16 protein-coding genes are annotated in these 24,451 nt (G+C 52.4%); 5 read left to right on the top strand and 11 right to left on the bottom strand.

Annotated elements, in window-relative coordinates:
- Positions 1-45: 45 nt before the first annotated feature.
- Positions 46-1,341 carry a hypothetical protein gene (locus ACH50O_RS08555; protein WP_446811597.1) on the bottom strand — a complete coding sequence of 432 codons (1,296 nt, stop codon included), beginning with the start codon at positions 1,339-1,341 and terminating at the stop codon, positions 46-48.
- Positions 1,338-2,252, bottom strand: coding sequence for an ABC transporter ATP-binding protein (locus tag ACH50O_RS08550; protein ID WP_446811596.1), 915 nt, complete (start codon positions 2,250-2,252; stop codon positions 1,338-1,340). The genes ACH50O_RS08555 and ACH50O_RS08550 overlap by 4 nt, the downstream gene beginning before the upstream one ends.
- 383 nt (positions 2,253-2,635) lie before the next feature.
- Between ACH50O_RS08550 and ACH50O_RS08545 the strand changes: the two genes are divergently transcribed.
- From ACH50O_RS08545 to ACH50O_RS08535, 3 genes are all read left to right on the top strand, one after another.
- Positions 2,636-3,646, top strand: a complete 1,011-nt coding sequence (locus ACH50O_RS08545) for an isocitrate/isopropylmalate dehydrogenase family protein (protein ID WP_446811595.1) — start codon at positions 2,636-2,638, stop codon at positions 3,644-3,646.
- Positions 3,647-3,727: 81 nt separating this feature from the next.
- On the top strand, positions 3,728-6,286 hold the full coding sequence (gene acnB / locus ACH50O_RS08540) for a bifunctional aconitate hydratase 2/2-methylisocitrate dehydratase (protein WP_446811594.1): 2,559 nt from the start codon (positions 3,728-3,730) through the stop codon (positions 6,284-6,286).
- A gap of 110 nt (positions 6,287-6,396) precedes the next feature.
- Entirely contained in the window at positions 6,397-7,584 is a 1,188-nt protein-coding gene (locus tag ACH50O_RS08535) for a DUF484 family protein (RefSeq protein ID WP_446811593.1), read from the top strand.
- On the opposite strand, the gene galE is transcribed toward ACH50O_RS08535, so the two are convergent.
- The 5 genes from galE to ACH50O_RS08510 form a co-directional block, all read right to left on the bottom strand.
- On the bottom strand, positions 7,581-8,624 hold the full coding sequence (gene galE, locus ACH50O_RS08530; protein WP_446811592.1) for a UDP-glucose 4-epimerase GalE: 1,044 nt from the start codon (positions 8,622-8,624) through the stop codon (positions 7,581-7,583). The genes ACH50O_RS08535 and galE overlap by 4 nt on opposite strands.
- 15 nt (positions 8,625-8,639) lie before the next feature.
- Positions 8,640-9,497 carry a tRNA 2-thiocytidine(32) synthetase TtcA gene (gene ttcA, locus ACH50O_RS08525; RefSeq protein ID WP_446811591.1) on the bottom strand — a complete coding sequence of 286 codons (858 nt, stop codon included), beginning with the start codon at positions 9,495-9,497 and terminating at the stop codon, positions 8,640-8,642.
- Positions 9,498-9,543: 46 nt separating this feature from the next.
- The gene (gene fabB, locus ACH50O_RS08520; RefSeq protein ID WP_446811590.1) at positions 9,544-10,764 is read right to left on the bottom strand and encodes a beta-ketoacyl-ACP synthase I; all 1,221 of its coding nucleotides are present in this window, start codon (positions 10,762-10,764) and stop codon (positions 9,544-9,546) included.
- Between the two features lie 10 nt (positions 10,765-10,774).
- Entirely contained in the window at positions 10,775-11,290 is a 516-nt protein-coding gene (fabA, locus tag ACH50O_RS08515; protein ID WP_301670843.1) for a 3-hydroxyacyl-[acyl-carrier-protein] dehydratase FabA, read from the bottom strand.
- A gap of 76 nt (positions 11,291-11,366) precedes the next feature.
- On the bottom strand, positions 11,367-13,283 hold the full coding sequence (locus tag ACH50O_RS08510; RefSeq protein WP_446811589.1) for a transglycosylase SLT domain-containing protein: 1,917 nt from the start codon (positions 13,281-13,283) through the stop codon (positions 11,367-11,369).
- Positions 13,284-13,530: 247 nt separating this feature from the next.
- Here ACH50O_RS08510 and ACH50O_RS08505 point away from each other — a divergent pair, with 247 nt between their 5' ends.
- The gene (locus tag ACH50O_RS08505; RefSeq protein ID WP_446812128.1) at positions 13,531-15,183 is read left to right on the top strand and encodes an ABC transporter ATP-binding protein; all 1,653 of its coding nucleotides are present in this window, start codon (positions 13,531-13,533) and stop codon (positions 15,181-15,183) included.
- Entirely contained in the window at positions 15,183-16,013 is an 831-nt protein-coding gene (locus tag ACH50O_RS08500) for a PHP domain-containing protein (protein WP_446811588.1), read from the top strand. Before ACH50O_RS08505 ends, ACH50O_RS08500 begins: the two co-directional genes overlap by 1 nt.
- 12 nt (positions 16,014-16,025) lie before the next feature.
- On the opposite strand, the gene ACH50O_RS08495 is transcribed toward ACH50O_RS08500, so the two are convergent.
- Genes ACH50O_RS08495 through ACH50O_RS08480 form a run of 4 tightly spaced genes read right to left on the bottom strand, consistent with a single transcriptional unit; the run spans position 16,026 to position 24,441 of the window.
- Positions 16,026-18,866: an EAL domain-containing protein gene (locus ACH50O_RS08495; RefSeq protein ID WP_446811587.1), complete on the bottom strand. Its 2,841-nt coding sequence runs from the start codon at positions 18,864-18,866 to the stop codon at positions 16,026-16,028.
- Position 18,867: 1 nt separating this feature from the next.
- Positions 18,868-21,012, bottom strand: coding sequence for a two-component system response regulator (locus ACH50O_RS08490; protein WP_446811586.1), 2,145 nt, complete (start codon positions 21,010-21,012; stop codon positions 18,868-18,870).
- 2 nt (positions 21,013-21,014) lie between these two features.
- Positions 21,015-23,759, bottom strand: a complete 2,745-nt coding sequence (locus ACH50O_RS08485) for a response regulator (protein WP_446811585.1) — start codon at positions 23,757-23,759, stop codon at positions 21,015-21,017.
- A gap of 34 nt (positions 23,760-23,793) precedes the next feature.
- Positions 23,794-24,441 carry a YfiR family protein gene (locus tag ACH50O_RS08480; RefSeq protein WP_446811584.1) on the bottom strand — a complete coding sequence of 216 codons (648 nt, stop codon included), beginning with the start codon at positions 24,439-24,441 and terminating at the stop codon, positions 23,794-23,796.
- Positions 24,442-24,451 lie beyond the last annotated feature (10 nt).

The following is a 24,451-nucleotide window of genomic DNA, read 5'->3' as shown; positions in this document are numbered from 1 at the left end:
TTAAGCAAGCAATCTTAACTAACGCATAAACATGTTCGTCTGGTTTTAAATACTTAATCTCCAGCGTTGATAAAGAATGCTTAAAATCAATGCGCATTGCAATACAGCCGAGATCAGAGCACCGATTGCCGAATCGGCCCACAGCGGAAAAAATAGCGCCGATATACTTCTCATGCCGACCGCACTGAACAGCCCGGGTAGAATGCCGTACAGCAGTGCGGCGGACAGCAAACTTAGGCTGAATGCACGTTGCGGGTTTTTGCCGTAGCAAAAAAATAGGTAGATAGCGCAATCGCGTAAAACCAGCAAAGCGATTGCTAATGGATAAGCGTGCAAGGAAATGTCGAGCCAAGCCAGTTGTTGCTCGCGGAAACTCAGAAAGACTGCAAACGGCAGACTAAGCGCAAAACTCAATACACCCAATGGCAATTCTTCGCCAACTCGGCGCCAGTTGGCTTGTTGCCAATAATCCAGCAAGCGTTTGATGCGCATCGGCTCGTGCCGTTCGACGATGGCACCGACGTATGTCAGCGCGGTGCAAACTACAAAAGCAGCCAGGGAAAACGAATAACCGGAGCTGGGTATAAAGCCGCCCAAATAAACGATCAAAAATAGCGTAAAGCCAAACCAGGCCCAAGGCAAATTCCGTATTCCCAGGTCTTGCGCCAGCAGACGATAGTCGCCCATGATGCACCAGAATAATGCAAAAAATAGGCTTATTTGGTGCAAGGTCTGCGCGGGAACTCGTATGTTGTACCAAGAATTGATTAGCGAAGTGCCGGGCAAATAATTAGAAGTATCGGTTAAATCCGTCAATGATGGCGTGACGATAATAAAACCTACCAAAGCCAAAACCAGTATCGATCCGGTTTTCAGTTGACCGCGTTGTACGGCCAGCAAACCTATTAGCAAGCCAGCACTTTGCACCAGTAAGGCCGTGCCTATCGCATAAAAAAACAATAAAGGCAGGGTGGCGGGGTTATTGGTGGCCAAGGCATGAACCAGCAGACAGATGCTGGCGCAGTACCAGACCATACTGGTGCTGCCGAGCAGTTTGCCCCAGGCCATTTGCCAAGGTCCCAGCGCGGAGAGACGCTGGGTATCCCAGGTGCGGTCACGATATTCCTCGACGATACTGTCGAGGCTTTGCCGCGTACCCCAGAGGAGGGTGATCAGTAAGAATAGCATCAGCGCGGCTTGCGCGGTTATGGTGCCCAGACGGTAATTGTCCAGAAAATACGTTAGGCTGAATACGGCTCCCAACATGGCCGGTGCGCCGACTAGTCGGGCCTGGGAGCATTCCAAAATCAGCTGGCGTTGAAATTCGGGATTCAGATTCATGAGGCGTCGCGGATGGTTTGTAGATAAGCGTCTTGCAGATTGCTGCTGGCGGGGGCGAACTCGCAGACCGGCAAATCCAAAGCAAACAGGGTTTTCAGTGCTTGGTGTTGTAGGCTTGCGTCACCGTCGATTTGCAACAAGGCTTGCTGTTTGTCGTCGCAATTCAACACCTTAAAACCGGTTTGCGTTTGTAAAAGGCTGAGCAGGTTTTCGACCGGTTTGGCTAGCAGCAATTTAAACGGTTTGACTAACGAAGGGACTTTGACAGCGACTTGTTCGACGATACGGCCTTGGCGCAGCACCAGCATATCGGTGCAGTAGGCTTCCAATTCCGCGAGGATGTGCGAAGAAACCATCAGCGTCATGCCTTGGGATTGCAAATCCAGAAACAGCTCAGCCAGTTCGTGGCGGGCCTCCGGATCCAGGCCGGAGGCTGGTTCGTCCAGCAAGACTACCGGCGGTTTATGGATGGTGGCTTGCGCAATCGCTACCCGCTGGCGCAGGCCGCGAGATAACTCGACCGGGCTGTTTTCCAATCTATCTTGAATATGCAAGCGCCGGCTGACATCGTCAATAGCGGCAGCGCAATCGGATTCTAAAATGCCTTGGGCGCGGGCTACATAGTGCAAGCACTGCCGCACGGTCAATCGTTGATAAAGGCCATAAAAATCAGATAAATAGCCGATGATACGATGGCAATCGCGTGGTTGTTCCAGGACGTCGATGCCGGCGATGTTGATTGCGCCGCTAACCGGCTGATCTAATGCTGCCATGCAACGCAATAGCGTGGTTTTGCCGGCGCCATTAGGGCCGACCAGCGCGGTAATGCTGCCGGCGGCGATTTTGAAAGACACATCGTCCAAGGCGCGCAGGCCGGGGTACTCGAAAGTCAGCTTATCGACGGTGATCATGGCTGGTATTTTGGCAGAAATAACTGCTATCGATCATACCGCTTTTTTTACTGTGTTGATGCCGATTATTGGTCCGTGACTTATCTGTTTTAATTGGGCATGAACTTTGCTGAAATTATTGGCAGGGCGGCTAGGTGCAGTTTAATTTGAATGGAAATTTTGTCCAAGGTTCGGGTGTGGCAAATGCCGGTTCCCTGTGCGGTGAGCGGTGAAACTGTGTATCATTCATTACCAATTCGCGATTTATTGCCGGAGTGAATTTACCGCCATTTATAATATCGATGTCGTTCGATCGGGTGAGTGCGTTCATGACTACCGCTATCCGCCGATCCACCCGCGTGTAACAGTTACTCGATTTTTAAACATAAACTTAGGAGATATGAATGCATAACGTCACGTTGATTAAAGGTGATGGTATTGGCCCTTCGATCATGGATGCCGCAGTGGCGGCGATTAACGCATCGGGTGCAAAAATTAATTGGCATGAGGCGGATGCCGGCATGTCGGCTTACGAAAGAACCGGTACGCCGCTGCCGGATGCCACGATGGAATCTATCGCGCAAACGCGGGTGGCGTTTAAAGGCCCACTGACCACGATGGTCGGAGAGGGCTTTAGAAGTATCAATGTCGAACTGCGCAAACAATACGACCTCTATGCCAACGTGCGGCCGGCAAAAAGCTGGAAGGGTGTGAAAACCCGCTACGACGATGTGGACATCGTCATTGTGCGCGAAAATACCGAAGGTTTGTATGTGGGTTTGGAACATTATCTGACCCCGGCCAAAGACATTGCCGAGAGCCTGGCGGTGGTCACCAAAGTCGGTTCGGAACGTATCGTTGAATATGCCTTCAAATATGCGATTGATAACGACCGCAAAAAGGTCACGGTTTGCCACAAGGCCAATATCCTTAAATACACTCAGGGCTTGTTTCTGAGAGCAGCGCGGGAAGTGGCGGCAAAATATCCGGATATTGAATTCGACGAAAAAATTGTCGATGCGGCCTGCATGCACATGGTGATGAAGCCTGAGCAATTCGATGTGGTGGTAACCACGAATATGTTTGGCGACATTCTGTCCGATTTGACCGCTGGTCTGGTGGGTGGGCTAGGCTTAATTCCGGGTGCCAATATCGGTGCCGATGCCGCCCTATTCGAAGCGGTACACGGCAGCGCGCCGGATATCGCCGGCAAAAATATTGCCAACCCTACGGCGGTAATGATGGGTGGCGTGATGATGCTGAACCATTTAGGCGAACACGAAGCCGCCATCCGCATGCAAAACGCCATTGAAAAGGTCGTGAACGGCGGTGTTTATGTGACCCCTGATTTGAACTCCGACAGTAAATACGGCACCAAGGAAATGGGGCAAGCCATTGTCGATGCGATGAGTTAATTCGGTTGGAGGCGACAGTCATCAGTTAGTTTTTTTAACCGGTTCCCAGAGCGGGAGTACCGTTTTCTCCAGGATAAATCTATGTTAGAACAATACCGACAACACGTAGCCGAACGCGCCGCCGAGGGCGTAGTGCCTAAACCTCTGGACGCCGAGCAAGTCGCGGCATTGGTTGAGTTACTGAAAAATCCGCCCGTCGGCGAAGAAGTGTTTTTGCTGGATTTGCTGGCAAATCGCATTCCCGCCGGCGTCGATGAAGCCGCGTATGTCAAAGCCGGTTTTCTGACCGCCGTTGCAAAAGGCGAGGCAACTTCACCTTTGCTAACGCCGGAAAAAGCCACCGAATTGCTCGGTACCATGCTCGGCGGTTACAACGTAGCACCGCTGATCGAATTGCTCGACAATGCTGGGTTGGCGCCGATTGCCGCCAAAGCACTGTCGCAAATTTTGCTGATTTTCGATGCTTTCCACGATGTCCAAGAAAAAGCCGAAGCCGGCAATGCTTACGCCAAACAGGTATTGCAGTCCTGGGCCGATGCCGAATGGTTTACGGCCAAGCCGGAAGTGCCGGAAAAACTGACAGTGACGGTATTTAAAGTCACCGGCGAAACCAATACCGACGATTTGTCGCCTGCGCCAGACGCCTGGTCGCGGCCGGACATCCCGTTGCACGCCAAGGCCATGCTGAAAATGCCGCGCGACGGCATCACCAATGCCGAACAGCAAATTACCGAACTCAAAGCCAAGGGCTTTCCGGTGGCCTACGTCGGCGACGTGGTCGGCACCGGCTCCTCGCGCAAATCCGCCACCAACTCTGTGTTGTGGTTCATGGGCGACGACATTCCGTTTATCCCCAACAAGCGCGGCGGCGGCGTCTGCATCGGCGGCAAGATCGCGCCGATTTTCTTTAATACTATGGAAGATTCCGGCGCACTGCCGATCGAATGCGATGTCACCGGGATGGCGATGGGTGATGTGATCGATATTTATCCTTATCAAGGTGTGGTCAAACGTCACGGTACGGATGAAGTTGTGTGCGAATTTAGTTTAAAAACCGAAGTCATCTTCGACGAAGTTCGCGCCGGCGGCCGGATTCCATTGATTATCGGTCGGGGTTTGACCGACCGCGCCCGCCAATTTTTGGGCTTGCCCGCTTCCACTGTGTTCCGCCGCTTGGGCGTGGCTCACGACAGCGGCAAGGGTTTCACGCTGGCGCAAAAAATCGTCGGTAAAGCGTGCGGTGTCGCCGGGGTTAGGCCGGGCAGCTATTGCGAACCGAAAATGACTACGGTCGGCTCTCAGGATACTACCGGGCCGATGACTCGTGACGAGTTAAAAGACTTGGCATGCCTGGGTTTTTCGGCTGATTTGGTGATGCAATCCTTCTGCCACACCGCCGCCTATCCGAAACCGGTCGACGTGCAAATGCAGCACACCTTGCCGGACTTCATCATGACGCGCGGCGGCGTGTCACTGCGTCCCGGTGATGGCGTGATTCACTCCTGGCTGAACCGGATGCTGTTGCCGGATACCGTCGGCACCGGCGGCGATTCGCACACCCGCTTCCCAATTGGCATTTCCTTCCCGGCCGGTTCCGGTCTGGTGGCGTTTGCGGCCGCGACCGGCGTGATGCCGCTGGATATGCCGGAATCGGTTTTGGTGCGCTTTAAAGGCCAAATGCAGCCTGGGATTACTTTGCGCGATCTGGTCAACGCGATTCCGTATGCCGCATTAAAAAGCGGCTCGCTGACCGTGGCGAAGCAGGGCAAGAAAAACGTGTTTTCCGGCCGGATTCTGGAGATTGAAGGTTTGCCGGATTTGAAAGTCGAGCAAGCATTCGAGCTGTCCGACGCGTCAGCGGAACGTTCTGCCGGTGGTTGCACCATCAAGCTCAACGAAGCGCCGATTCGCGAATATCTGAACTCCAACATTACCTTGTTGAAATGGATGATCGCGGAAGGTTACGGCGATGCCAGAACTATCCAACGCCGGATCAAGGCGATGCAAGATTGGCTGGAGAAGCCGATATTGATGGAAGCGGATCAGGATGCGGAGTATGCGGAAATTATTGAAATCGATTTGAACCAAATCACCGAGCCATTGCTGGCTTGCCCGAACGATCCGGATGACATCAAGCCATTGTCGGAAGTGGCTGGTACCAAGATCGACGAGGTGTTTATCGGTTCCTGCATGACCAACATCGGTCACTTCCGCGCCGCCGGCAAATTACTGGAAAAAGCCGGCGCGTTGCCGACCCGCTTATGGGTTGCGCCACCGACCAAAATGGATCAAAACCAGCTGATTGAAGAGGGCTATTACGGCACCTTTGGTAAAGTCGGCGCGCGCACCGAAATGCCGGGATGTTCGTTGTGCATGGGTAACCAGGCGCGGGTGGCGGAAGGCTCGACTGTGGTATCGACCTCGACGCGTAACTTCCCCAACCGCTTGGGCAACGGCGCCAACGTCTATCTGTCCTCGGCGGAATTGGCGGCGGTATGTTCGCTGCTGGGCAAAATTCCGACGGTGGCGGAGTATATGCAATACGCCGCCAGCATCGAACAAACCAGTGCGGATACCTATCGCTATCTAAATTTCGATCAAATCGACAGTTATCAAGACAAAGCGAAACAAGTGGCCTAATGAGCATCGGGCAGTTCCTGTGTATGGTGTGGGAACTGCTTTTTCCCTGTGTTTTACCGCTAATAAATAATACCGGTGATATAAAGTCGTAGTCGGATTGGGAGTGTCTATTGGCCCACACTTTTTCTGCGAAAACTGCTAGTCTTATCGACTTGATTCAGCGGGTGGGGTTGAGCTTGGAACAGGATATAACGACAGATTTGCGGGTGTTGGAAAGTCATTTGGACGGAATGCTCAACCGCGTCCAACATAACAGCCTGACCTTGAAGCGTTTACAAAATTTTGAAATGCGTCTGCTGGGGCTTAATTCGCTGGCGGAAATGATCGAGTTTATTCTCGGGGAGGCCAAGGCGCTGTTCGATCTGGACGTAATTAGCTTGTGTTTGATCGACTCGAAAAACGAAATAGCCGGCTATCTGGAAGTGGATAATTATAATTACCGGGACAGGGAAGGGCTGTTTTTGGCAAGTAGCGAATGGCAATTGCGCCATAGTTTCGGATTGTCCGATCAACCGTTTTTGGGAAGCTATCAAACCACGGTCTGCGAAAAGTTTTTTTCCGAATCCAATCAACAAAAGCCGGCGTCGGTGGTGATTGCACCGCTGATTCGTCGGGATAGGTATCTGGGGTCTTTAAACCTGGGCAGTTATCATAACGAGCGCTTCATGCAAGGTATGGCCACCGATTTTGTCGAGCATATCGCCTCGGTCATCAGCATTTGTTTGGAAAACAATTTAAACGTCGAAACCATGCGTCGTACCAGCTTGGTCGATCCCTTGACCGGCGTGAACAATCGGCGTTTCTTGGAGCAGCGCATAGAGGAAGAACTGGATCGCAGTCAGCGCAATCGCGAGCCGTTGTCTTGTCTATTTCTGGATATCGATTTTTTTAAGCGCATCAACGACGGTTTTGGGCATCAGGCTGGCGATCATGTGTTGGCTGTCGTAGCCGGTATTATCAAGAAGTTGCTGCGTAATAACGATGTGCTGGCGCGCTATGGCGGTGAAGAATTTGTGGCCTTGCTGTCGCAAAGCGACGAAAGCACCGCTTCGGAAATCGCCGAGAGGATCAGATTTAGTATTGCCAATCTGCAGGTGAAATACGGCGATCAAGCCATCCCGGTAACTATTTCAATCGGTGTGGCGACTTACCGGCCCAGTCGATCGCAGAAAAAACCTGTCGCAGAGATTGCTTTGCAATTGGTGCAAACCGCGGATGCTGCCTTGTACGAAGCCAAACGCAAAGGCAGGAATCGGGTTGAAAACGGCGGTTTGGTATTAATTGCCGAGTCGGTTTAGTTATAGCCGTTGGGATTATTTTTCTGCCAGCGCCAAGTGTCGGTCATCATCTGCTTTAAATCCCGTTCCGCTTTCCAGCCTATTTTCTCTTCCGCTAAACTCGGGTCGGCGTAGCAAGCCGCAACATCGCCGGCTCGACGTGGTGCGATTTTGTAGGGAACGGCCTGATCTGTTACTTCGATAAAGGTGTTGATCATTTCCAATACGCTGTAGCCGTTGCCGGTCCCTAAATTTATTGCATCGCAAACCGCAGTATCGGCAGCTTTGCCGAGCAGGTATTGCAAGGCTTTGATATGGCCTTGCGCCAAATCCACCACATGAATGTAATCGCGGACGCCGGTGCCGTCCTTGGTGGGATAGTCGTCACCGAATACCGATAGAATCGGTAATTTGCCGATGGCTACCTGCGACAAAAACGGCATCAGATTATTGGGTATGCCATTGGGATCTTCACCTATCATCCCGCTACTGTGCGCACCGATCGGGTTGAAGTAACGCAGGATTGCGAATTGCCAGGGTTGGTTGCTATTAAATGTATCGGCATTGCTGACATCCCGCAGGATTTCTTCGATAAACAGTTTGGTGCGGCCGTAAGGATTGGTGGCTTGCAGCGGAAAGTTTTCCAGAATCGGCACACTATGCGGATCGCCGTAAACGGTCGCGGACGAGCTGAAAACCAATCTTTTCACCGCAAATTCGCTCATTGTCTCCAGCAGCACTTGGGTGCCGTAGATATTGTTGCGGTAATAACTCAAGGGTTGCTGGCAGGATTCGCCGACGGCTTTCAGGCCGGCGAAATGAATCACTGCATCGATTTTATGCGCTTTGAAAATCGCGCGCAGTGCGGCTTGGTCGGTTATGTCGGCTTGATAGAAAACGGGTTTTTGCGAGGTGATAGTTTCGATGCGTTTCAGCGATTCAAGTTTGCTGTTGCGGAGATTATCGACCACGATGACCTCGAAGCCGTTATTCAGTAGCTCTACGCAGGTATGGCTACCGATGTAGCCGGCGCCGCCCGTCACCAAAATTGTATTTTTCATCGTTGCATTCCATGGTTAGCGTTCGAGGATGTCCAGTCCAGCTTCGTCAGAGACTACTCGCGGCAGGTTTGATTCGGGATCGCGGCGTAGCCCGGCAAAATCGAACAGGCTGGCATCCGCCATTTGCGACGGTGCGATATTTTGCAGGCTGGCGAAAATGGTTTCTATACGGCCGGGGAACTGTTTATCCCAACCGGTCAGCATTTGCTTCATGGCCTTACGTTGCAGGTTTTCTTGAGAACCGCAAAGATTGCAGGGAATGATCGGAAACTGTTTGAAAGCCGCGAAGCGGTTGATGTCTTTTTCCCGGCAGTAGGCGAGTGGCCGAATTACGATGTTTTGCTTGTCGTCGCTGAGCAACTTTGGCGGCATCGCTTTTAATTTGCCGGCGTAGAACATGTTCAGGAAGAAGGTTTCGATAATGTCGTCGCGATGATGACCGAGGGCGATCTTGGTGATCTTATGTTCCTTGGCAAATCCGTACAGCGTGCCGCGGCGTAGCCGGGAACACAGGCTGCAAGTAGTTTGGCCTTCCGGGATGATGCGTTTGACGATGCTGTAGGTATCGTGCTCGATGATGTGGTAGGGCACGCCTATCGATTGCAGATATTCCGGCAGCACGTGTTCCGGGAAACCCGGTTGCTTTTGATCCAGATTGACCGCAATGATCTCGAAATTAATCGGCGCGGTTTTCTGCAGGTTCAGCAGAATGTCCAGCATCGTATACGAATCCTTCCCGCCGGACAGGCAAACCATCACCTTGTCGTCGGGTTCTATCATATTGAAATCAGCGATAGCTTCGCCAACGCAACGCCTCAGGCGTTTTTGCAGCTTGTTAAACTGGGTGCGGGATTTGTGTTCTGGATCGGACATGGATGCGATGAGGGGCGGCTGAAATTGATGTTCCAGCCGCCCAAAATTAGCCGTTATAGCGTTGGAAAATCAGCGTGGCATTGGTGCCACCGAAGCCGAAGCTGTTGGACATGATGGTGTTCAGTGTCACGTTATCTTGATATTCTCTAACAATCGGAATGCCGGCCGCGCCTGGGTCTAACTGATTAATGTTGGCGGACGCGCTCAAGAAGTTTTCTTGCATCATCAGCAAGGAATAAATGGCTTCGTTGACGCCAGCCGCACCCAGGGCATGACCTGTTAGTGATTTGGTTGAACTGACCGCTGGTACGCCGTCGGCACCGAATACCTCGCGCATCGCTTCCAATTCGCGGGTATCGCCTACCGGGGTGCTGGTGCCGTGCGCGTTGATATAGTCGATTTTTTCATGAACGGTAGCCAAGGCTTGTTGCATGCAGCGCACCGCGCCTTCGCCGGAGGGTTGTACCATGTCGTAGCCATCGGAAGTGGCGCCATAGCCGACCAGCTCTGCGTAGATTTTTGCGCCGCGCGCTTTGGCGTGTTCCAGTTCCTCAATCACCAAAACACCGCCGCCGCCGGAGATCACGAAGCCGTCGCGGGTTTCGTCGTAGGGGCGTGATGCCGTGGCTGGCGTGTCATTATATTTTGAAGACAGTGCGCCCATCGCGTCGAACATCACGGACATAGTCCAGTGCAGTTCTTCGCCGCCGCCGGCGAAAACGATGTCTTGCTTGCCCAATTGAATCAATTCCATGGCGTGGCCGATGCAGTGGGCGCTGGTCGCGCAAGCGGAACTGATGGAGTAATTAACACCTTTGATTTTGAAAGGCGTGGCCAGGCAGGCTGTGTTGGTGCTGGACATGGCGCGGGTCACCATATACGGACCGACTTTCTTCACGCCTTTGGAGCGGAGAATGTCGGCTGAATCCACCAAGTTGGAGGTCGAAGGTCCGCCGGAGCCCATCACTAATCCGGTACGGACATTGGAAATTTGCGTATCTTCCAGGCCGGAGTCGGCGATAGCTTGTTCCATAGCCAGATAGTTGTAAGCAGCGCCGTCGCCCATAAAGCGTTTTATTTTACGGTCTATCGCTTCATCCAGGTTGATGTTGACCGGGCCGTGCACATGACTGCGAAAGCCCATCTCTTCATAGACGGGAGCGTGAACGATACCGGAGCGGCCCGTTCTCAATGAATCGACCACTTCGTCCCGGTTGTTGCCGATGCTGGAAACTATCCCTAAACCTGTTACAACTACGCGTTTCATGACGGTTTCCTTAGAAATCTTGGGTGGAAGTGAATAAGCCGACTCGTAAATCGGTCGCTTCGTAGATTTGTTTGCCATCGACTTCCATCGTGGCATCGGCGATGCCCATGACCAGCTTGCGCAGAATCACGCGTTTCAAGTCGATTTTATAAGTGACTTTTTTGGCTGTAGGTAGTACTTGGCCGGTGAATTTAACTTCGCCACAACCCAGCGCGCGACCTTTGCCTGGGCCGCCCAACCAACATAAATAGAAGCCGACCAATTGCCACATCGCGTCCAAACCAAGACAGCCGGGCATGACCGGGTCGCCTTGAAAATGGCAGTCGAAAAACCATAATTCGGGGGTAATATCCAACTCGGCGATGATTTCGCCCTTGCCGTATTTGCCGCCTTCATCGGAAATATGGACGATGCGGTCCATCATCAGCATATTGGGAAGCGGTAGCTGCGCGTTCGCCGGGCCGTATAACTCGCCGCGGCCGGACATCAATAATTCTTCGCGCGTGAAACTGTGCTGCTTCTCCATTCTAATTCTTACCTGGTTGGTGGGTTCAAAAACTGCGGCATTATCTAATAATCGGCTTAAAAAATCAGCTCAATTTTTATCCGGGCATTACCTCGCGCAGTAGATCGTCGATCTTTAAACTGTCGCGTTGCAGGCGCTGCTGATAAATCAAGCTATACATTAATACCGACGCGACATAGCCTCGAGTCTCTTTATAAGGTATGGTTTCTATCCAAATATCGGCCGGTAGCGGGCGGTTTTCGGGCAGCCAGCGTTTGACTTTATTGGCGCCGGCATTATAGGCGGCGGCGGCTAGCGGTACGTGTCCGTTGAATTGCTGCAACAGCTTTTTAAAGTAAAACGAGCCGTACTTTAAGTTGAGTTCGGGTTTGAACAGGTTGTAGTCGCTGTCCCAGCTATCGTGCAAGTCGGCGGCGATTTGCTTTCCGGTTTTCGGCATGACCTGCATCAAACCCTTGGCGCCGGCCGGGGAGTCCGCCAATTCGTCGAATGCGCTTTCCTGGCGGATCAAACCCAGAATCAGGGCCGGATCCAATTGTTGCGCCGAGGCGTTACTTTGGATTTGCCGGATATATTCCAACGGGAAACGCAGATTGACGTCGTCCCAATGATTGGCCTTAGCTATCGTGGAAATCGCTAGTGCCGGCTCGTGCCACTGTTGCGCCAATTTAGCGGCGGCCGGCAACAAGCGGTTATCCAGCTTGCCTACTGCGTACCACCATTGCCGCTTGGCTTCTGGTTTACGGTCTATGGCTATCAACTCGGAAACTATCTGAAAATCGGTCTGATTTTGCAGATAATCGAGATCCTGAGCGGGAACCATTAAGGGGCGATCGACCAGCGAGATGGATTGCCGCAGTCGGCTCGCGGCCAGAAAGCCGTAAAAACTGCGATTTTTTGCGAGTTGTTGAAACAGAGTGCCGGCCGCCGCGTTCTGGCCGGTTTCCGCCCAGCCGCGCGCTTGCCAGTATTGCCATTTTTCCCGGGATTTTTCTTCTTCATTGAGGCCGGCAATCGCGGTGGCGACATCTTGCCAGTTTTGCATGTTTAAAGCCGCTCTGACCCGCCATTCCCGCGCCGATTCGTCGCTGTTTTCCAGCTTCGACAAACGGGCGTAGGCGCGGTTGTCGCGTTTCAAGGCCAATGCAACAGCTATGCGTTTTTCGATAAAAGCTGCCGTTGCCGGCGGCACAGCGATTTGCGATTTAGTGTTGTCCCAAGTTGTTGTCGCCGCTTCGACGTCGGTTTCCAGCCAGCGATCAATCGCATGCGCAAGTAACTCTCCCGCTTGGTCCACGTATTTACGCCAGCCGGTATCGGTGGCAACCGCTTCAGGTTGCCGGTGCAGTGTTAACCAAGTATTTGCTAGATCGAGTTCCGGACCGCTAAAGAATCGGGTTAAGTGGCCGGCCAGGTTTTGATTGTCGCGATTAAGCGCAGCGTGAAATCGCTGTTTTATCAGCTCGGTATTAAAATATGGCGATGCTTTAAAAATCTCGAACAAGGCATCGCAATTATCCGGCTGCGATTTGCCGCTTAACCACAAGGCGCGGGCTTGATTGAATGCTTCCAAGATTTGTCCGGTTTGGAATTGCGCCAAACCGGCATAGCATTGCAGTTCCGGGTCGTCGCTGCCTTGATAGTTATTCATTAACAGTTGCCACTGCTGCTTTTTACCCAAGGCTAGCAACCACCTCTGCCGGAGCCCGGCCGCGTATCGGCTGGCGGCGTGGTCGACAAGAAACTGCTTGATTTCGCTATCGGCATCCAGACGATTTTTTAGCCACTGGTATTGCAGATAAGGATATAGCGGGTAGCCTTTCAATCCCGGCGCCAGCGCCAGATACTCGGCATCGCGATTTTGGTTCAGCGCTTGCTCCGCGCGCAAAAATTGTTGACGTTGCGTGACTAGCGAGATTTCTTCCGCCCGGGCACTGTTCGGCAAAACGCCGGTCAGAGCGGCAAGCAGTAAAAAACACGGGATAAAATGCATATCAATTTCCACTATAGCCGGCACGAAACGCTGCGCAAGAAGTTTTTGCAAAGTAGGCCGGACCATTATAATCGTTAAACTTCATCGAATTCGTTTCATTACCTTGAAAACATCAAACCGCGCGGCGCAAGCCGAATATTCCTGGCAATACATATACCGCATCGCCTTACAGCATAAAAAACAACTGATCAACGGGCATTTGATTGCAATATTGGCAACGGCAGCCAGCGTACCGGTACCTCTATTGATGCCTTTGTTGGTCGACGAAGTATTACTGCATCATCCGGGTATGGTGCTGCGGAATCTCGATCCCTGGTTGCCAAGTGAGTGGCGGCAACCCATGGTGTATATCGCGATCATTTTGTTGATCAGTTTGCTGCTGCGGTTGTTTGCGTTGGTGTTGAACATTATTCAAACCCGGCAATTTTCCAATATCGCCAAGGATGTGATCTTTCGTATTCGTGAAAGTCTGGTGAAACATTTGCAGCATATTTCGATGTCCGAATACGAAAGCCTGGGTAGCGGTACGGTCAGTTCGCATATGGTGACCGACTTGGACACACTGGATAATTTTATCGGCACCACGATCAGCAAGTTGTTGGTGGCGGTGCTGACGGTGTTCGGTACAGCATTGATTTTACTGTGGATGCATTGGCAGCTGGGTTTGTTCATAATTTTTTTGAATCCGCTGGTGATTTATCTGGCCAGAGCCATAGGCTCCAGAGTGAAGGAATTAAAGGCCAATGAAAACAAAGCCTATGCGATATTCCAGCAAGCCTTGAGCGAAACCCTGGAAGCGATTCATCAGATCCGCGCCAGTAACCGGGAGGAACATTATTGCCAACAGCTGATAGGCAGTGCACTGGCGGTGAAAAATCATTCTACGGTGTATGCCTGGAAAAGCGACGCGACGGTGCGCCTGAGTTTTTTGACCTTTTTATTCGGTTTCGATATTTTCCGGGCGACCGCGATGCTGATGGTGTTGTATTCCAACTTGACCATAGGCGAAATGCTGGCGGTATTCGGTTATCTCTGGTTCATGATGGCGCCGGTGCAAGAGATACTCAGCATTCAGCAGTCTTTTTACGCCGCCAAGGCGGCCCTATCCAGGGTTAACAAACTGACCTTGTTGCAACGCGAACCCTATTATCCGCATCTGGAAAATCCGTTTACCGGGCATAAGACAGTGTCGGTCAGCGTCAAGGATCTGCATTTCAGTTATAAAGACGAACCGGTTTTGAACGGCATCAATCTGACGATTCCGGCCGGCGAAAAAATCGCACTGGTCGGCGCCAGCGGCGGTGGCAAATCCACCTTGGCGCAAACCTTAATCGGTCTGTATCCGCCTGGTAGCGGCATGATTTATTTCGATGGCGTACCCTTGGATAGGATCGGCTTGGACGTGGTGCGCGAACATGTGGCGACGGTATTGCAGCATCCGGCCTTGTTAAACGATACGATACGCGCAAACCTGACCTTGGGCCGCGAGATCGCCGACGCGGAACTGTGGCGCGCGTTGGACATCGCCCAGATGAAACTCACGGTCGAGGAGCAGCCGCAGGGTCTCGATACCGTAGTTGGCCGGCAGGGTATGCGCCTGTCCGGCGGCCAGCGGCAACGGCTGGCTATCGCGCGGATGATCGTCAGCCAACCGGCGGTGGTGATTCTCGACGAGGCCACCTCGGCGCTGGACAGCGAAACCGAGTACAAACTACATCAGGCCTTGAATACGTTCCTGGAAGGCCGCACGACTATCATCATTGCCCATAGGCTCAGCGCCGTGAAACAGGCCGATCATGTGTATGTTTTCGAACAGGGCCGAATTTGCGAACAAGGCAAACACGATACCTTGATCCAACAAAACGGCTTATACGCCAAACTTTACGGTGATTATCAATAGTGTCGGATATATATGATTTACACAGCCATTCCACCGCGTCGGACGGCGCCTTATCCCCGACCGAACTGGTGTTGCGCGCCCAACAACACGGCGTTACCGCGTTGGCCTTGACCGATCACGACACTACCGCGGGTTTGCGGGAAGCCACTCAGGCCGCTGAATGCGCCGGAATCCGGCTGATTCCGGGTATCGAGCTTTCTGCTAGTTTCGAAAGCCATTGCCTGCATATCGTCGGTTTAAATATCGATCCGCAGCATCCGCAGTTGCTTGAGGGTATTGCCAAGCAACAACTGATTCGCGATCAGCGCGCGCAAAAAATTGCCGAAAAACTGGCGAAGAAGGGCATAGCCGATGCTTACTCGACACTGAAGGACGTAGCGGGCAATGGCGAAATTACCCGGCTGCATTTTGCCGATTTTCTGGTTAGCCGAGGTTATGCCGAAACCGCGCAGGATGCCTTCGATCGTTATTTAAGCAAGGGTAAGCCGGCTTATGTGCCGACGGTGTGGGCCAGTCTGGCCGACTGTGTCGGCTGGATCAGGGATGCCGGCGGTGTCGCGGTATTGGCGCATCCCTTGCGTTATAAACTCAGTACAAAATGGATAAACAAGGCTTTAGTGGCTTTTAAGACGGCGGGAGGCGAGGGCATAGAAGTGGTGACCGGCCGGGCCAGCGTCGACGATATCCGCTTGAGTTATTTGCATGCGACTAAACATCAGTTACGGGCATCTGTAGGTTCGGATTTTCATGCGCCCGGCAATCAATGGTTGGAGCTCGGCCGGCTGGCGGCTTTACCGGACGGTGCCGCCCCAATTTGGCAATTATTTTAAGCAGGGCGGATATTAAGCGCCGGGATTAAACAGCCGGGCGAATTTGTCGGCGGGTAGCGGTTGGTTCCAATAATACCCTTGGGCTTTGCGGCAGCCGAGTTGTTCGAGTTGATCCGCTTGTTCGCGCGTTTCCACGCCCTCGGCCAGCGTTAGCAGGCCTAGCGTGTCGCCTAATTTCACAATGGCTTCCACGATGGCGGCGTCTTCGGCTTTGCCGGAACACAAATCCCGAATAAAAGATTGATCGATTTTTAGTTTATTCACTGCAAAGCGTTTCAGATAGCTGAGCGATGAATAACCGGTCCCGAAGTCGTCGATGGCAAAGCTGACGCCCAAATCTCGTAATTGGGCGATAGTGTTGATTACCACCTTGGTATCGAACATGAGTACCGACTCGGTCAATTCCAATTCCAAATATTGCGGCGCTAGGCCGGACTCGGCCAGCGCTGTCTTCACCGATGCCAGCAAATCGCCGCGTTTAAACTGCAAGGCCGAGATGTTGACAGTAATCAGCAGTTGCAAGCCGGCATCGTGCCAGGCTTTATTTTGCCGGCAGGCTTCGCGCAACACCCAGTCGCCTATCGGTACGATCAGGCCATTATCTTCGGCAATCGGGATAAATTTGGCCGGCGGAATCATCGGGCCTCGTTCCGGCTGCCAGCGCAGCAAAGCCTCCGCACCGATTATTTTATTCTCGCGAATGGCATATTGCGGTTGGTAGTGCAGCCGGAATTCGTTGTGCTTCAAAGCCAGGCGCAGACCGTTCTCGATATTCATTCGCTCGATCGAAGCCAAGTTCATGTCGTGCGAAAAAAAACGGAACGTGTTGCGGCCCTCGTTTTTTGCCGCGTACATCGCCGTGTCGGCTTTATTCAGCAAACCGTGAAAATTCAAGCCATCGTTAGGATACAAACTGATGCCTATGCTAAACGAGGTGCATAAGGTGACGCCTTCGATCAGAAATGGTTGATTCAACTGGTCGAGTATTTTCAGCGCGATTTGGGTGATGGTCTCGATATCGGGTATATCGGTGAGGATGATGATGAATTCATCGCCGCCTTGCCGGCAAACCGTATCCACTTCGCGCACGCATTGCACCAAGCGCTCGGCAATGCCTTGCAGCAAGCGGTCGCCGACGTCGTGGCCCATGGTGTCGTTGATGTTTTTAAAATGGTCCAGATCCAGGAACAGTAAACCTACCAGGCTGGAATTGCGCACGGCGTGAGCTATGGCTTGATCGAAGCGGTCACGCAACAAGGTGCGATTCGGCAGATTGGTCAAGGGATCGTGGCGCGCAAGGTATTCAATTTGCGCTTCCACCGCTTTACGCTCGGTAATGTCGGAGAAAATACCGATGTAATGGCTAACCGCGCCTTCACTGTTATAGGTGACGGAAACGCCAAGCCACGCCGGATAGCGTTCGCCGTTTTTGCGGGTGTCCCAGACTTCGCCTTGCCAATAACCGTTTTCGCGGAGCGCCTGCCAAATGCGTTGATAGTGGTGTGGATCCAGATGCTTTGCGTCCAGCATCGACGGCATTTCCCCCAAGACTTCTTCGGCGCGGTAGCCGGTGATATTGCTATAAGCCCGGTTACTGGATACGACGCGGATGTCCGGTGTGCATAAAAAGATCGCCTCGCCGCTGTTCTCGAACACCTTGGCCAGCAGATGCAGACGTTCGGCGGCGATTTTGCTATCGGTAATATCGGTATGAGTGCCTAGCATCCTTAGCGGCAGGCCGGCTGCATCGCGTTCGACGATACTGCCTATGGACAGTATCCATTTCCAAGCGCCATCGGCGCAACGTTGCCGATATTCCGAACGGTATTCCTTAAGCTCGCCGGCAATGTAGCCTTGGAATGTATCGAGAGCCCGTGACCGGTCATCGGGGTGTAAGCGTTTTTTCCACGCATTGAGGCTGGCTTCGAAATTCGTTGCGTCGTAGCCCAGCATGCTGGCATATTCGGTATTGACGATCAGGGATCCGGTTAGTGGGTTCAGATCGTAAAAGCCTTGTTTGGCGGCTTGCATGGACAGGCGTAAGCGTTCTTCGCTGTCCGCCAGCGCCGATTGGGTACGTCGCATTTCGGTAATGTCATGCGCCAAACCGTTTACCGCAATCACCCGTTGCGCCGAGTCGAACATTGGCGATTCGTTGAGGTTCAATAAGCGCAGGCTGCCGTCTTTACACCGTACTTCCACTTCGTAGTTGGCGGGCTTGATGCCGGCCAGGCATTGTGCGGTATAGGCTCTGGCCAGTTGATTGATCGGATTGTCGGTGACAATGTCGAAACAGTTCAGCAGTAACTCATCCGGTTTGTAGCCGAGAATATGCTCTACCGAAGGGCCTAGATACGTGAAAATGCAACCGGCATCGTGAGAGTAAAGAAAGTACTCGCTACCGATACTTTCCACCAAATCACGAAAGCGTTGCTCGCTTTGCTTAAGCAGCTTTTGTTGCTCGATCAGGGTTTGGGTCGTGCGATGCGAGCGCAATACGTAACTGATACGGTGCGGCAGCAGCGGCCATTGTATGGGTTTACCGATAAAATCGGTGGCGCCCAGCCGGAACGCATCTTCGACGGCTTGCGTATCTTCTATCGCCGTCATCATCACGATAGGCACTTTTTGCGACGCGGCGCGCATCCCTGTCAGGCAACTAAAGCCGTCCATTTCCGGCATCATCACATCCAGCAAAACCAGGTCCGGTGCGAGTGCGTTAAATATCGCCAGTCCTTCCCGGCCGTGTTGCGCTTCAATTACCTGGTAGCCGTTTGCCAGCAATACTTGATTGACCAGCAAGCGGATCATCGGGTCGTCGTCGACTACCAGAATACGCGGTCTTGCCGTCATGTCATACGTCGCTGCTTAGCACTAATTGCGAGTCGAATTTCCGCACAAAAGCCGCAAATTCATCGGCCGGCATCGGTCGGTTGAATAAAAAGCCCTGTACCACTTCGCAACCGCTGTCCAACAGAAATTTGGCCTGTCTTTCGTTCTCGACGCCTTCGGCAACCACCTCCAAGCCAAGTGCATCGGCCAATGCCAATATCGCGGCGGTTATTGCCATATCGTCTTCGTTATGCGGCAAATCGCGAATGAAACAGTGATCCACTTTCAATTCGGAAATTGGTAGTTTCTTTAGATAGGACAAGGATGAATAACCCGTGCCGAAGTCGTCGATGCTGATTTTCACGCCCAAGGCCTGTAAATCGCGCAATGTGACTAAGGTCTCCTCGATATGATCCAATAAAATGGTTTCAGTCAATTCCAGCTTCAGATAGCTAGCTTCCAAGCCAATATTGGACAATAACTCGCGCACATGATTGCCAAAGCCGTATTGGCGAAATTGATTGGCGGACACATTGACCGCCATTACCAAACCTTGACAGAGCCCGTTCTGTTGCCAGGCCAAGGTTTGCCGGCTGGCCTTCTCCAGCACCCAGTCGCTGATTTGGGCAATCAGGCCGGAATCTTCGGCTATCGGAATAAACTGCGATGGCGCAATCAAGCCTAACTCAGGATGTTGCCAGCGGATTAAGGCTTCGCAACCGATCACTTTTTGCCGGCGCAGGTTGATCTTGGCTTGGTAATACAGTTGCAGTTCGTTGCGTTCGATGGCGCGGCGCAGACTGTTTTCCATCGCCAGTTTATGAAACGCCGCGACGTTGAGCGATTTACTGAAAAATTGATAATTGTTATGGCCGTGTTCGCTGGCATGATTCATCGCAAACTCGCCATTCTTGATAAAGCTGTCTTCATCCTGGCCGTCGCCGGGATAAACCGCTATCCCGATATTGATGCCCACAAACAGTTCTGTGTGATCCACGGTAAACGCTTGCTGCATGGCATGAAAAATACGTTTGGCGACTTTTACACTGTCGCGCGTGTCCTGGATATGATTCAGCAGCACGGTAAATTCGTTGCCGCCCAGCCGCGATACGGTCATGCCGGCCAATTCGTAATCCGCATTGGTCGAGATATAGTCGCAATCCCTTAGCTCGGCCACTACGCGGTCGGCAAACATTTTCAAGACCTGGTCGCCGATTTTGGGGCCCAGTGTCTCGTTGATGCGTTTGAAACGGTCGATGCTGATAAACAAGGTCGACAACACGGTGCCGTGGCGATTGCAATAAGCCATCGCCTGCGCCAGGATTTCCTTGTACAAGGTCCGGTTCGGCAAGCCGGTTAACGGGTCGTAATAGGATAAAAATCTTACCCGTTCCTCGATATGCCGACGCTCGGTGATATCTTGCACCGTGCCGTGGATATGCGTGACCCGTTGACCTTCGAGGATGGCTTCGCCTTGGATATGCACCACATGATTAGCGCCGTTCCCATGGGTAATAGGCAGTTCCAGGCGAAAATTGTGTTTGCTGCGTAGACACAATTCGATGGCTTGTTGAAGTTTGCCGACTTCCGACGGGTGCACCGATTTAAATAAATCGTGGCGTTTGTGTTCGAAGGTGTGGCGGCTGACGCCGAGAATATTGAACACCTCTTCCGACCACTGCATGTTGTCGGTTGCCACGCACCAATCCCAACTGCCCAGCTGCGCGATTTTTTGTGCTTTACGTAGCTCGGCCTCGCTTTTTGCCAGCTCTTCCAGTGTCGCGACAGCGCGGAGTAAATAGCGTAAGCGGTGCGGCAGGGTCGGCCAGTTGATAGGCTTGGCGATAAAATCCGTCGCGCCCAATTGAAAAGCCTTATTCACGGAATCCAGATCGTCCATGCCGGTCAGCATCACCACGGGCAACATGGCGTTTCCAGGCATGTTTCTGATGGTTTGCAGGCAGTCGAAACCATTGGTGTCCGGCAACATCACATCCAGCAATACTAAGTTGGGGCGTTTTTCCGAGACCAGTTCCAAACCTTGCCGGCCGGTTGCGGCACAGATAACTTCGAAAGCTTCTCGTTGCAGAATGTCTTGCAACATCAGACGCACCATATCGTCGTCGTCTATCGCTAAGATCAGGCTGTGTGCAGGTAATCGTTCCATCGTTAAGGTCTGAGTTGCGTAAGCCGCTGAAGAATTTCTTTATATTCGCTTTGCAAATTTTCGGCAAGCCGGCTGTCGAATTGCAGGGTATTGTCGCGCGCAGTGTTCTCCAGCTTGCGTGCCAGTTCTGTCAGATAAACCGCGCCGATATTGGCGGCCGCCGATTTTAAACTATGCGCGGCTTCACGTACGGCATCGCTATCTCTAGCAAGCAAGGCGCTAGTCAGTTTGGCAATTTGTTGCTCGGCATTGTCGCGGAATAAACGCAATACGTCATTGACGAGTGTGTCGCCGCCGATCTGGCGGAGCGTATTTAACGGCGATGGATCGAGTTTAGCGACCGGCGGGTTCAGGTCGGGAATAGTCGGCGCGGTGGCCGGCGATTCCGCGACGACGGCAACCAGCGATAGAATCTTTTCGTGCAAGGTTTTTTGTAAAATAGGCTTGCTAAGATAATCGTCCATGCCCGCCAGTAGGCAGCGCTCCCGATCGCCTTCCATGGCATTTGCAGTCAGAGCGATAATCGGTATTCGGCGAAAGCCGCCGACGCGCTCCCGATCCCGGATATGTTGGGTAGCGGTGTAACCATCCATTCCCGGCATCATGCAATCCATCAGGATTAAATCAACCGGTTCGCGGCCGATAATGTCCAGAACTTCGCGGCCGCTATTTGCCAGCAGTAGACTGTAGCCGAGCTGGCGCAGCATGGCGCTGCAGACTTTCTGATTGACCGGATTGTCTTCGGCCAGCAGAATTCTTATGGTTGATGGTTCAGGCTCCGTACAGGCGATTGCTTGCGGTTTTTGGCCGAGCAATGCCAGCAAGGCGTCTTCCAGGGTGCGCCGATGCAAGGGTTTGTTCAAATAGAGATCGCAGTTGCTGTTTCTAATCTTGGCTAGTATCTCTTCTTCGCTGCTCGACGTGATTATTACTATGCGTATTCCGTTAAATCGGCTGTCGCGGCGCATCTGTTGGCTCAACTCCGCGCCGTTCATTCCCGTCATTTTCATATCGAGCACGGCGATATCGTAAAACAAGCCCAGGCGAGCCGATTGGTCCAGAATTTCCAGGGCATGAATGCCATTTTGGGCAATGCGGGTATACATACCGAAATGAGCCAAGTGGTTCTCGAGAATCTTGGCGTTGGTGGCATTGTCTTCGACCAGTAATACCTGTTTGCCCTGTAGCGAACTGCCTGGCACGGCGCTGGGCACGGTATCCAGGGCTCTGCGCAACGGGATGTGCAAAGTAAACACCGAGCCGATGTTAGGTTGACTTTGTACTTGGATGTTGCCGCCCATCAATTCACTTAACTCCTTGCTGATGGCCAGGCCCAGCCCGGTTCCGCCGTATTTACGGGTGGTGGAGCCGTCGGCCTGACTAAACGATTTGAACAATCTCGACTGAATGTCCTGGGTTATGCCTATGCCGGTATCGCTGATGCAAAACTCCAGGCAGATATCGCCGGTAGTCCCGCATTGTTGATCTGAAACTGTCGCGACGTGCAAATTTACCGAGCCGGTTTCGGTAAATTTAATGGCATTAGACAGCAAATTGGTCAATATTTGCCGCAGGCGATAGGGGTCGCCTCTGACATCCCTGGGGGCTTTGCTGTCCACCCGGCAAATTAACTCTATGTTTTTGCTGCTGGCGCGTTCGAAGAACAGGGCTGTGAGTTGCTCGGTGAGATTGATCAAATTAAAGTCAATTTCTTCCAGTTCCAGCTTGCCGGCTTCGATTTTCGAGAAATCCAGAATGTCGTTAATCACTGTTAGCAGGGAGTCCGCGGAACTGAATACGGTTTCCGCGTATTGGCGTTGGGTAGTATCCAACTCGGTACCCAATAACAATTCGGTCATGCCCAGCACACCGTTCATCGGCGTGCGGATTTCATGGCTCATGGTGGCCAAAAATTGAGATTTGGCTACGTTCGCCGCTTGGGCTTCGGTAACGGCCATGCGGAGATCGGCGGTACGCAGGTCGACTTCTCGCTCCAGCGTGCCGCGCTGGCTCTCCAGTTCGGCATCGCGCTGTTGCACCCGTTCGATCATCTGGTTGAAGCTTTTGACTAATTGGCCGATTTCGTCTTCGCCTTCGCCTTTCGCCCGCACCATATAATTATTATCGACAGAAACCTGTTTGGCTAAGGACGATAAGCGTATCAGCGGCGCGGCGATCGATTCCGCCAAGCGTCGGCCGAACCACACCGCCAACATAAACGATACCAGCATGGCCAGAAAAATTTGGCTAAGACTGATCGTCACCATGCGCCACATCGGCTTTAAGTCAATCAATAAGCGCAGCGTGCCGACGATGTCGCCGTTATCGTCGGGCAAGGGATATAGGATCACCTGACTAAATATCATCAGCCCCTGCCGACTAAGCTGTTGCTCCGCGTCCGCCAAAGTTCGCGGAAAACTGGCGGGATCGGCCTTGGCCGGATAGTGGGCAAACATTTCGCCATCGTTTTTATAAAGTTGCGCGGAGATGATTTCCGACTTGCCGCGCAAGGTGGCCAGAATCTCCGTGCCGGTTTTGGTATCGCCGAACAGCAAGGCCGCGTTGGCATTGAAACCGATCATTTTGCCCAGTGAGCGTACTTCAAGGGATAGTTCGCCTTTTTCCTGCCAGATATGAGTGAAGCTGGTTATCAACAAGGTAAATAGTAAAGCCAAGGCTAGGGTGATGGCCTGCAAGCGTTGCAGCTTATAGGTCATCGGCAGATTGGCTAGTTTGTCCCGGATCATGGGCGATTTCGCAATATCATCGGAATGGCGCTGTTTATTTGTCGGTGACGATATTTTTTGCCAGCTTCAGTAACTGGGCGCTAATACGCGTGTTGCCGGTATTGGCGATGTCGAGATTGACTTCGAAGCTGAGCCGGTTGCCGTCTTGAATTAAGCCTATCGTGCCGCCCTGGTTAATAAACCCGGGTTTATCGCTGACGGTTACTATCGGCATGCCTTTTAATTCGCGCGCATAATCGCCGGGATTGTCGGCAATATCGATGAATAAAATATGGCAGGATTTTAGATCTTTGGCGGAAATATTGCGGATTATCTCCAAGGGTTTGCCGTTCACTGCTTTACCCTCCAACATCAATAAATGATCGCCGAAATCTGTATGGTTGCTCAGGCATAAAGTGTAGCGGTTTTGACCGGTAACGGTTTCCGGCCATTCAATAAATTTAAAAAAATTGTAAAGAAACGCCACTTTTACCGCCGCTTCACTGGCCGCTTCGGCAAAACAGAGTGGGCTGGCAAGTAGCAAGGGCAATAACAGCAGCTTGCTAAAACGGGAAATAGCAAAGGTTGCCGCCGATGTGCGCGATTTCAAACATAAGGTGCGCGTTCGACCGAAATAGCGGCAAGCACTGCGCAGCACAGCGCAGGCTTCTTGCAATAGTCGGAGCGTGTTCGGCATTTGCATGAGGTTTCGT

Source organism: Methylomonas sp. 2BW1-5-20 (genome assembly GCF_052474515.1).
The sequence above is the reverse complement of the archived record's forward strand: the minus strand, read 5'-3'. Positions and strand labels throughout refer to the sequence as shown.

Coding starts and splice junctions, on each gene's coding strand:
- ACH50O_RS08555 (WP_446811597.1), bottom strand. CDS start 1,341: ATGAATCTGAATCCCGAATTTCAACGCCAGCTGATTTTGGAATGCTCC.
- ACH50O_RS08550 (WP_446811596.1), bottom strand. CDS start 2,252: ATGATCACCGTCGATAAGCTGACTTTCGAGTACCCCGGCCTGCGCGCC.
- ACH50O_RS08545 (WP_446811595.1), top strand. CDS start 2,636: ATGCATAACGTCACGTTGATTAAAGGTGATGGTATTGGCCCTTCGATC.
- acnB (WP_446811594.1), top strand. CDS start 3,728: ATGTTAGAACAATACCGACAACACGTAGCCGAACGCGCCGCCGAGGGC.
- galE (WP_446811592.1), bottom strand. CDS start 8,624: ATGAAAAATACAATTTTGGTGACGGGCGGCGCCGGCTACATCGGTAGC.
- ttcA (WP_446811591.1), bottom strand. CDS start 9,497: ATGTCCGATCCAGAACACAAATCCCGCACCCAGTTTAACAAGCTGCAA.
- fabB (WP_446811590.1), bottom strand. CDS start 10,764: ATGAAACGCGTAGTTGTAACAGGTTTAGGGATAGTTTCCAGCATCGGC.
- fabA (WP_301670843.1), bottom strand. CDS start 11,290: ATGGAGAAGCAGCACAGTTTCACGCGCGAAGAATTATTGATGTCCGGC.
- ACH50O_RS08510 (WP_446811589.1), bottom strand. CDS start 13,283: ATGCATTTTATCCCGTGTTTTTTACTGCTTGCCGCTCTGACCGGCGTT.
- ACH50O_RS08505 (WP_446812128.1), top strand. CDS start 13,531: ATGCCTTTGTTGGTCGACGAAGTATTACTGCATCATCCGGGTATGGTG.
- ACH50O_RS08495 (WP_446811587.1), bottom strand. CDS start 18,866: ATGACGGCAAGACCGCGTATTCTGGTAGTCGACGACGACCCGATGATC.
- ACH50O_RS08490 (WP_446811586.1), bottom strand. CDS start 21,012: ATGGAACGATTACCTGCACACAGCCTGATCTTAGCGATAGACGACGAC.
- ACH50O_RS08485 (WP_446811585.1), bottom strand. CDS start 23,759: ATGATCCGGGACAAACTAGCCAATCTGCCGATGACCTATAAGCTGCAA.
- ACH50O_RS08480 (WP_446811584.1), bottom strand. CDS start 24,441: ATGCAAATGCCGAACACGCTCCGACTATTGCAAGAAGCCTGCGCTGTG.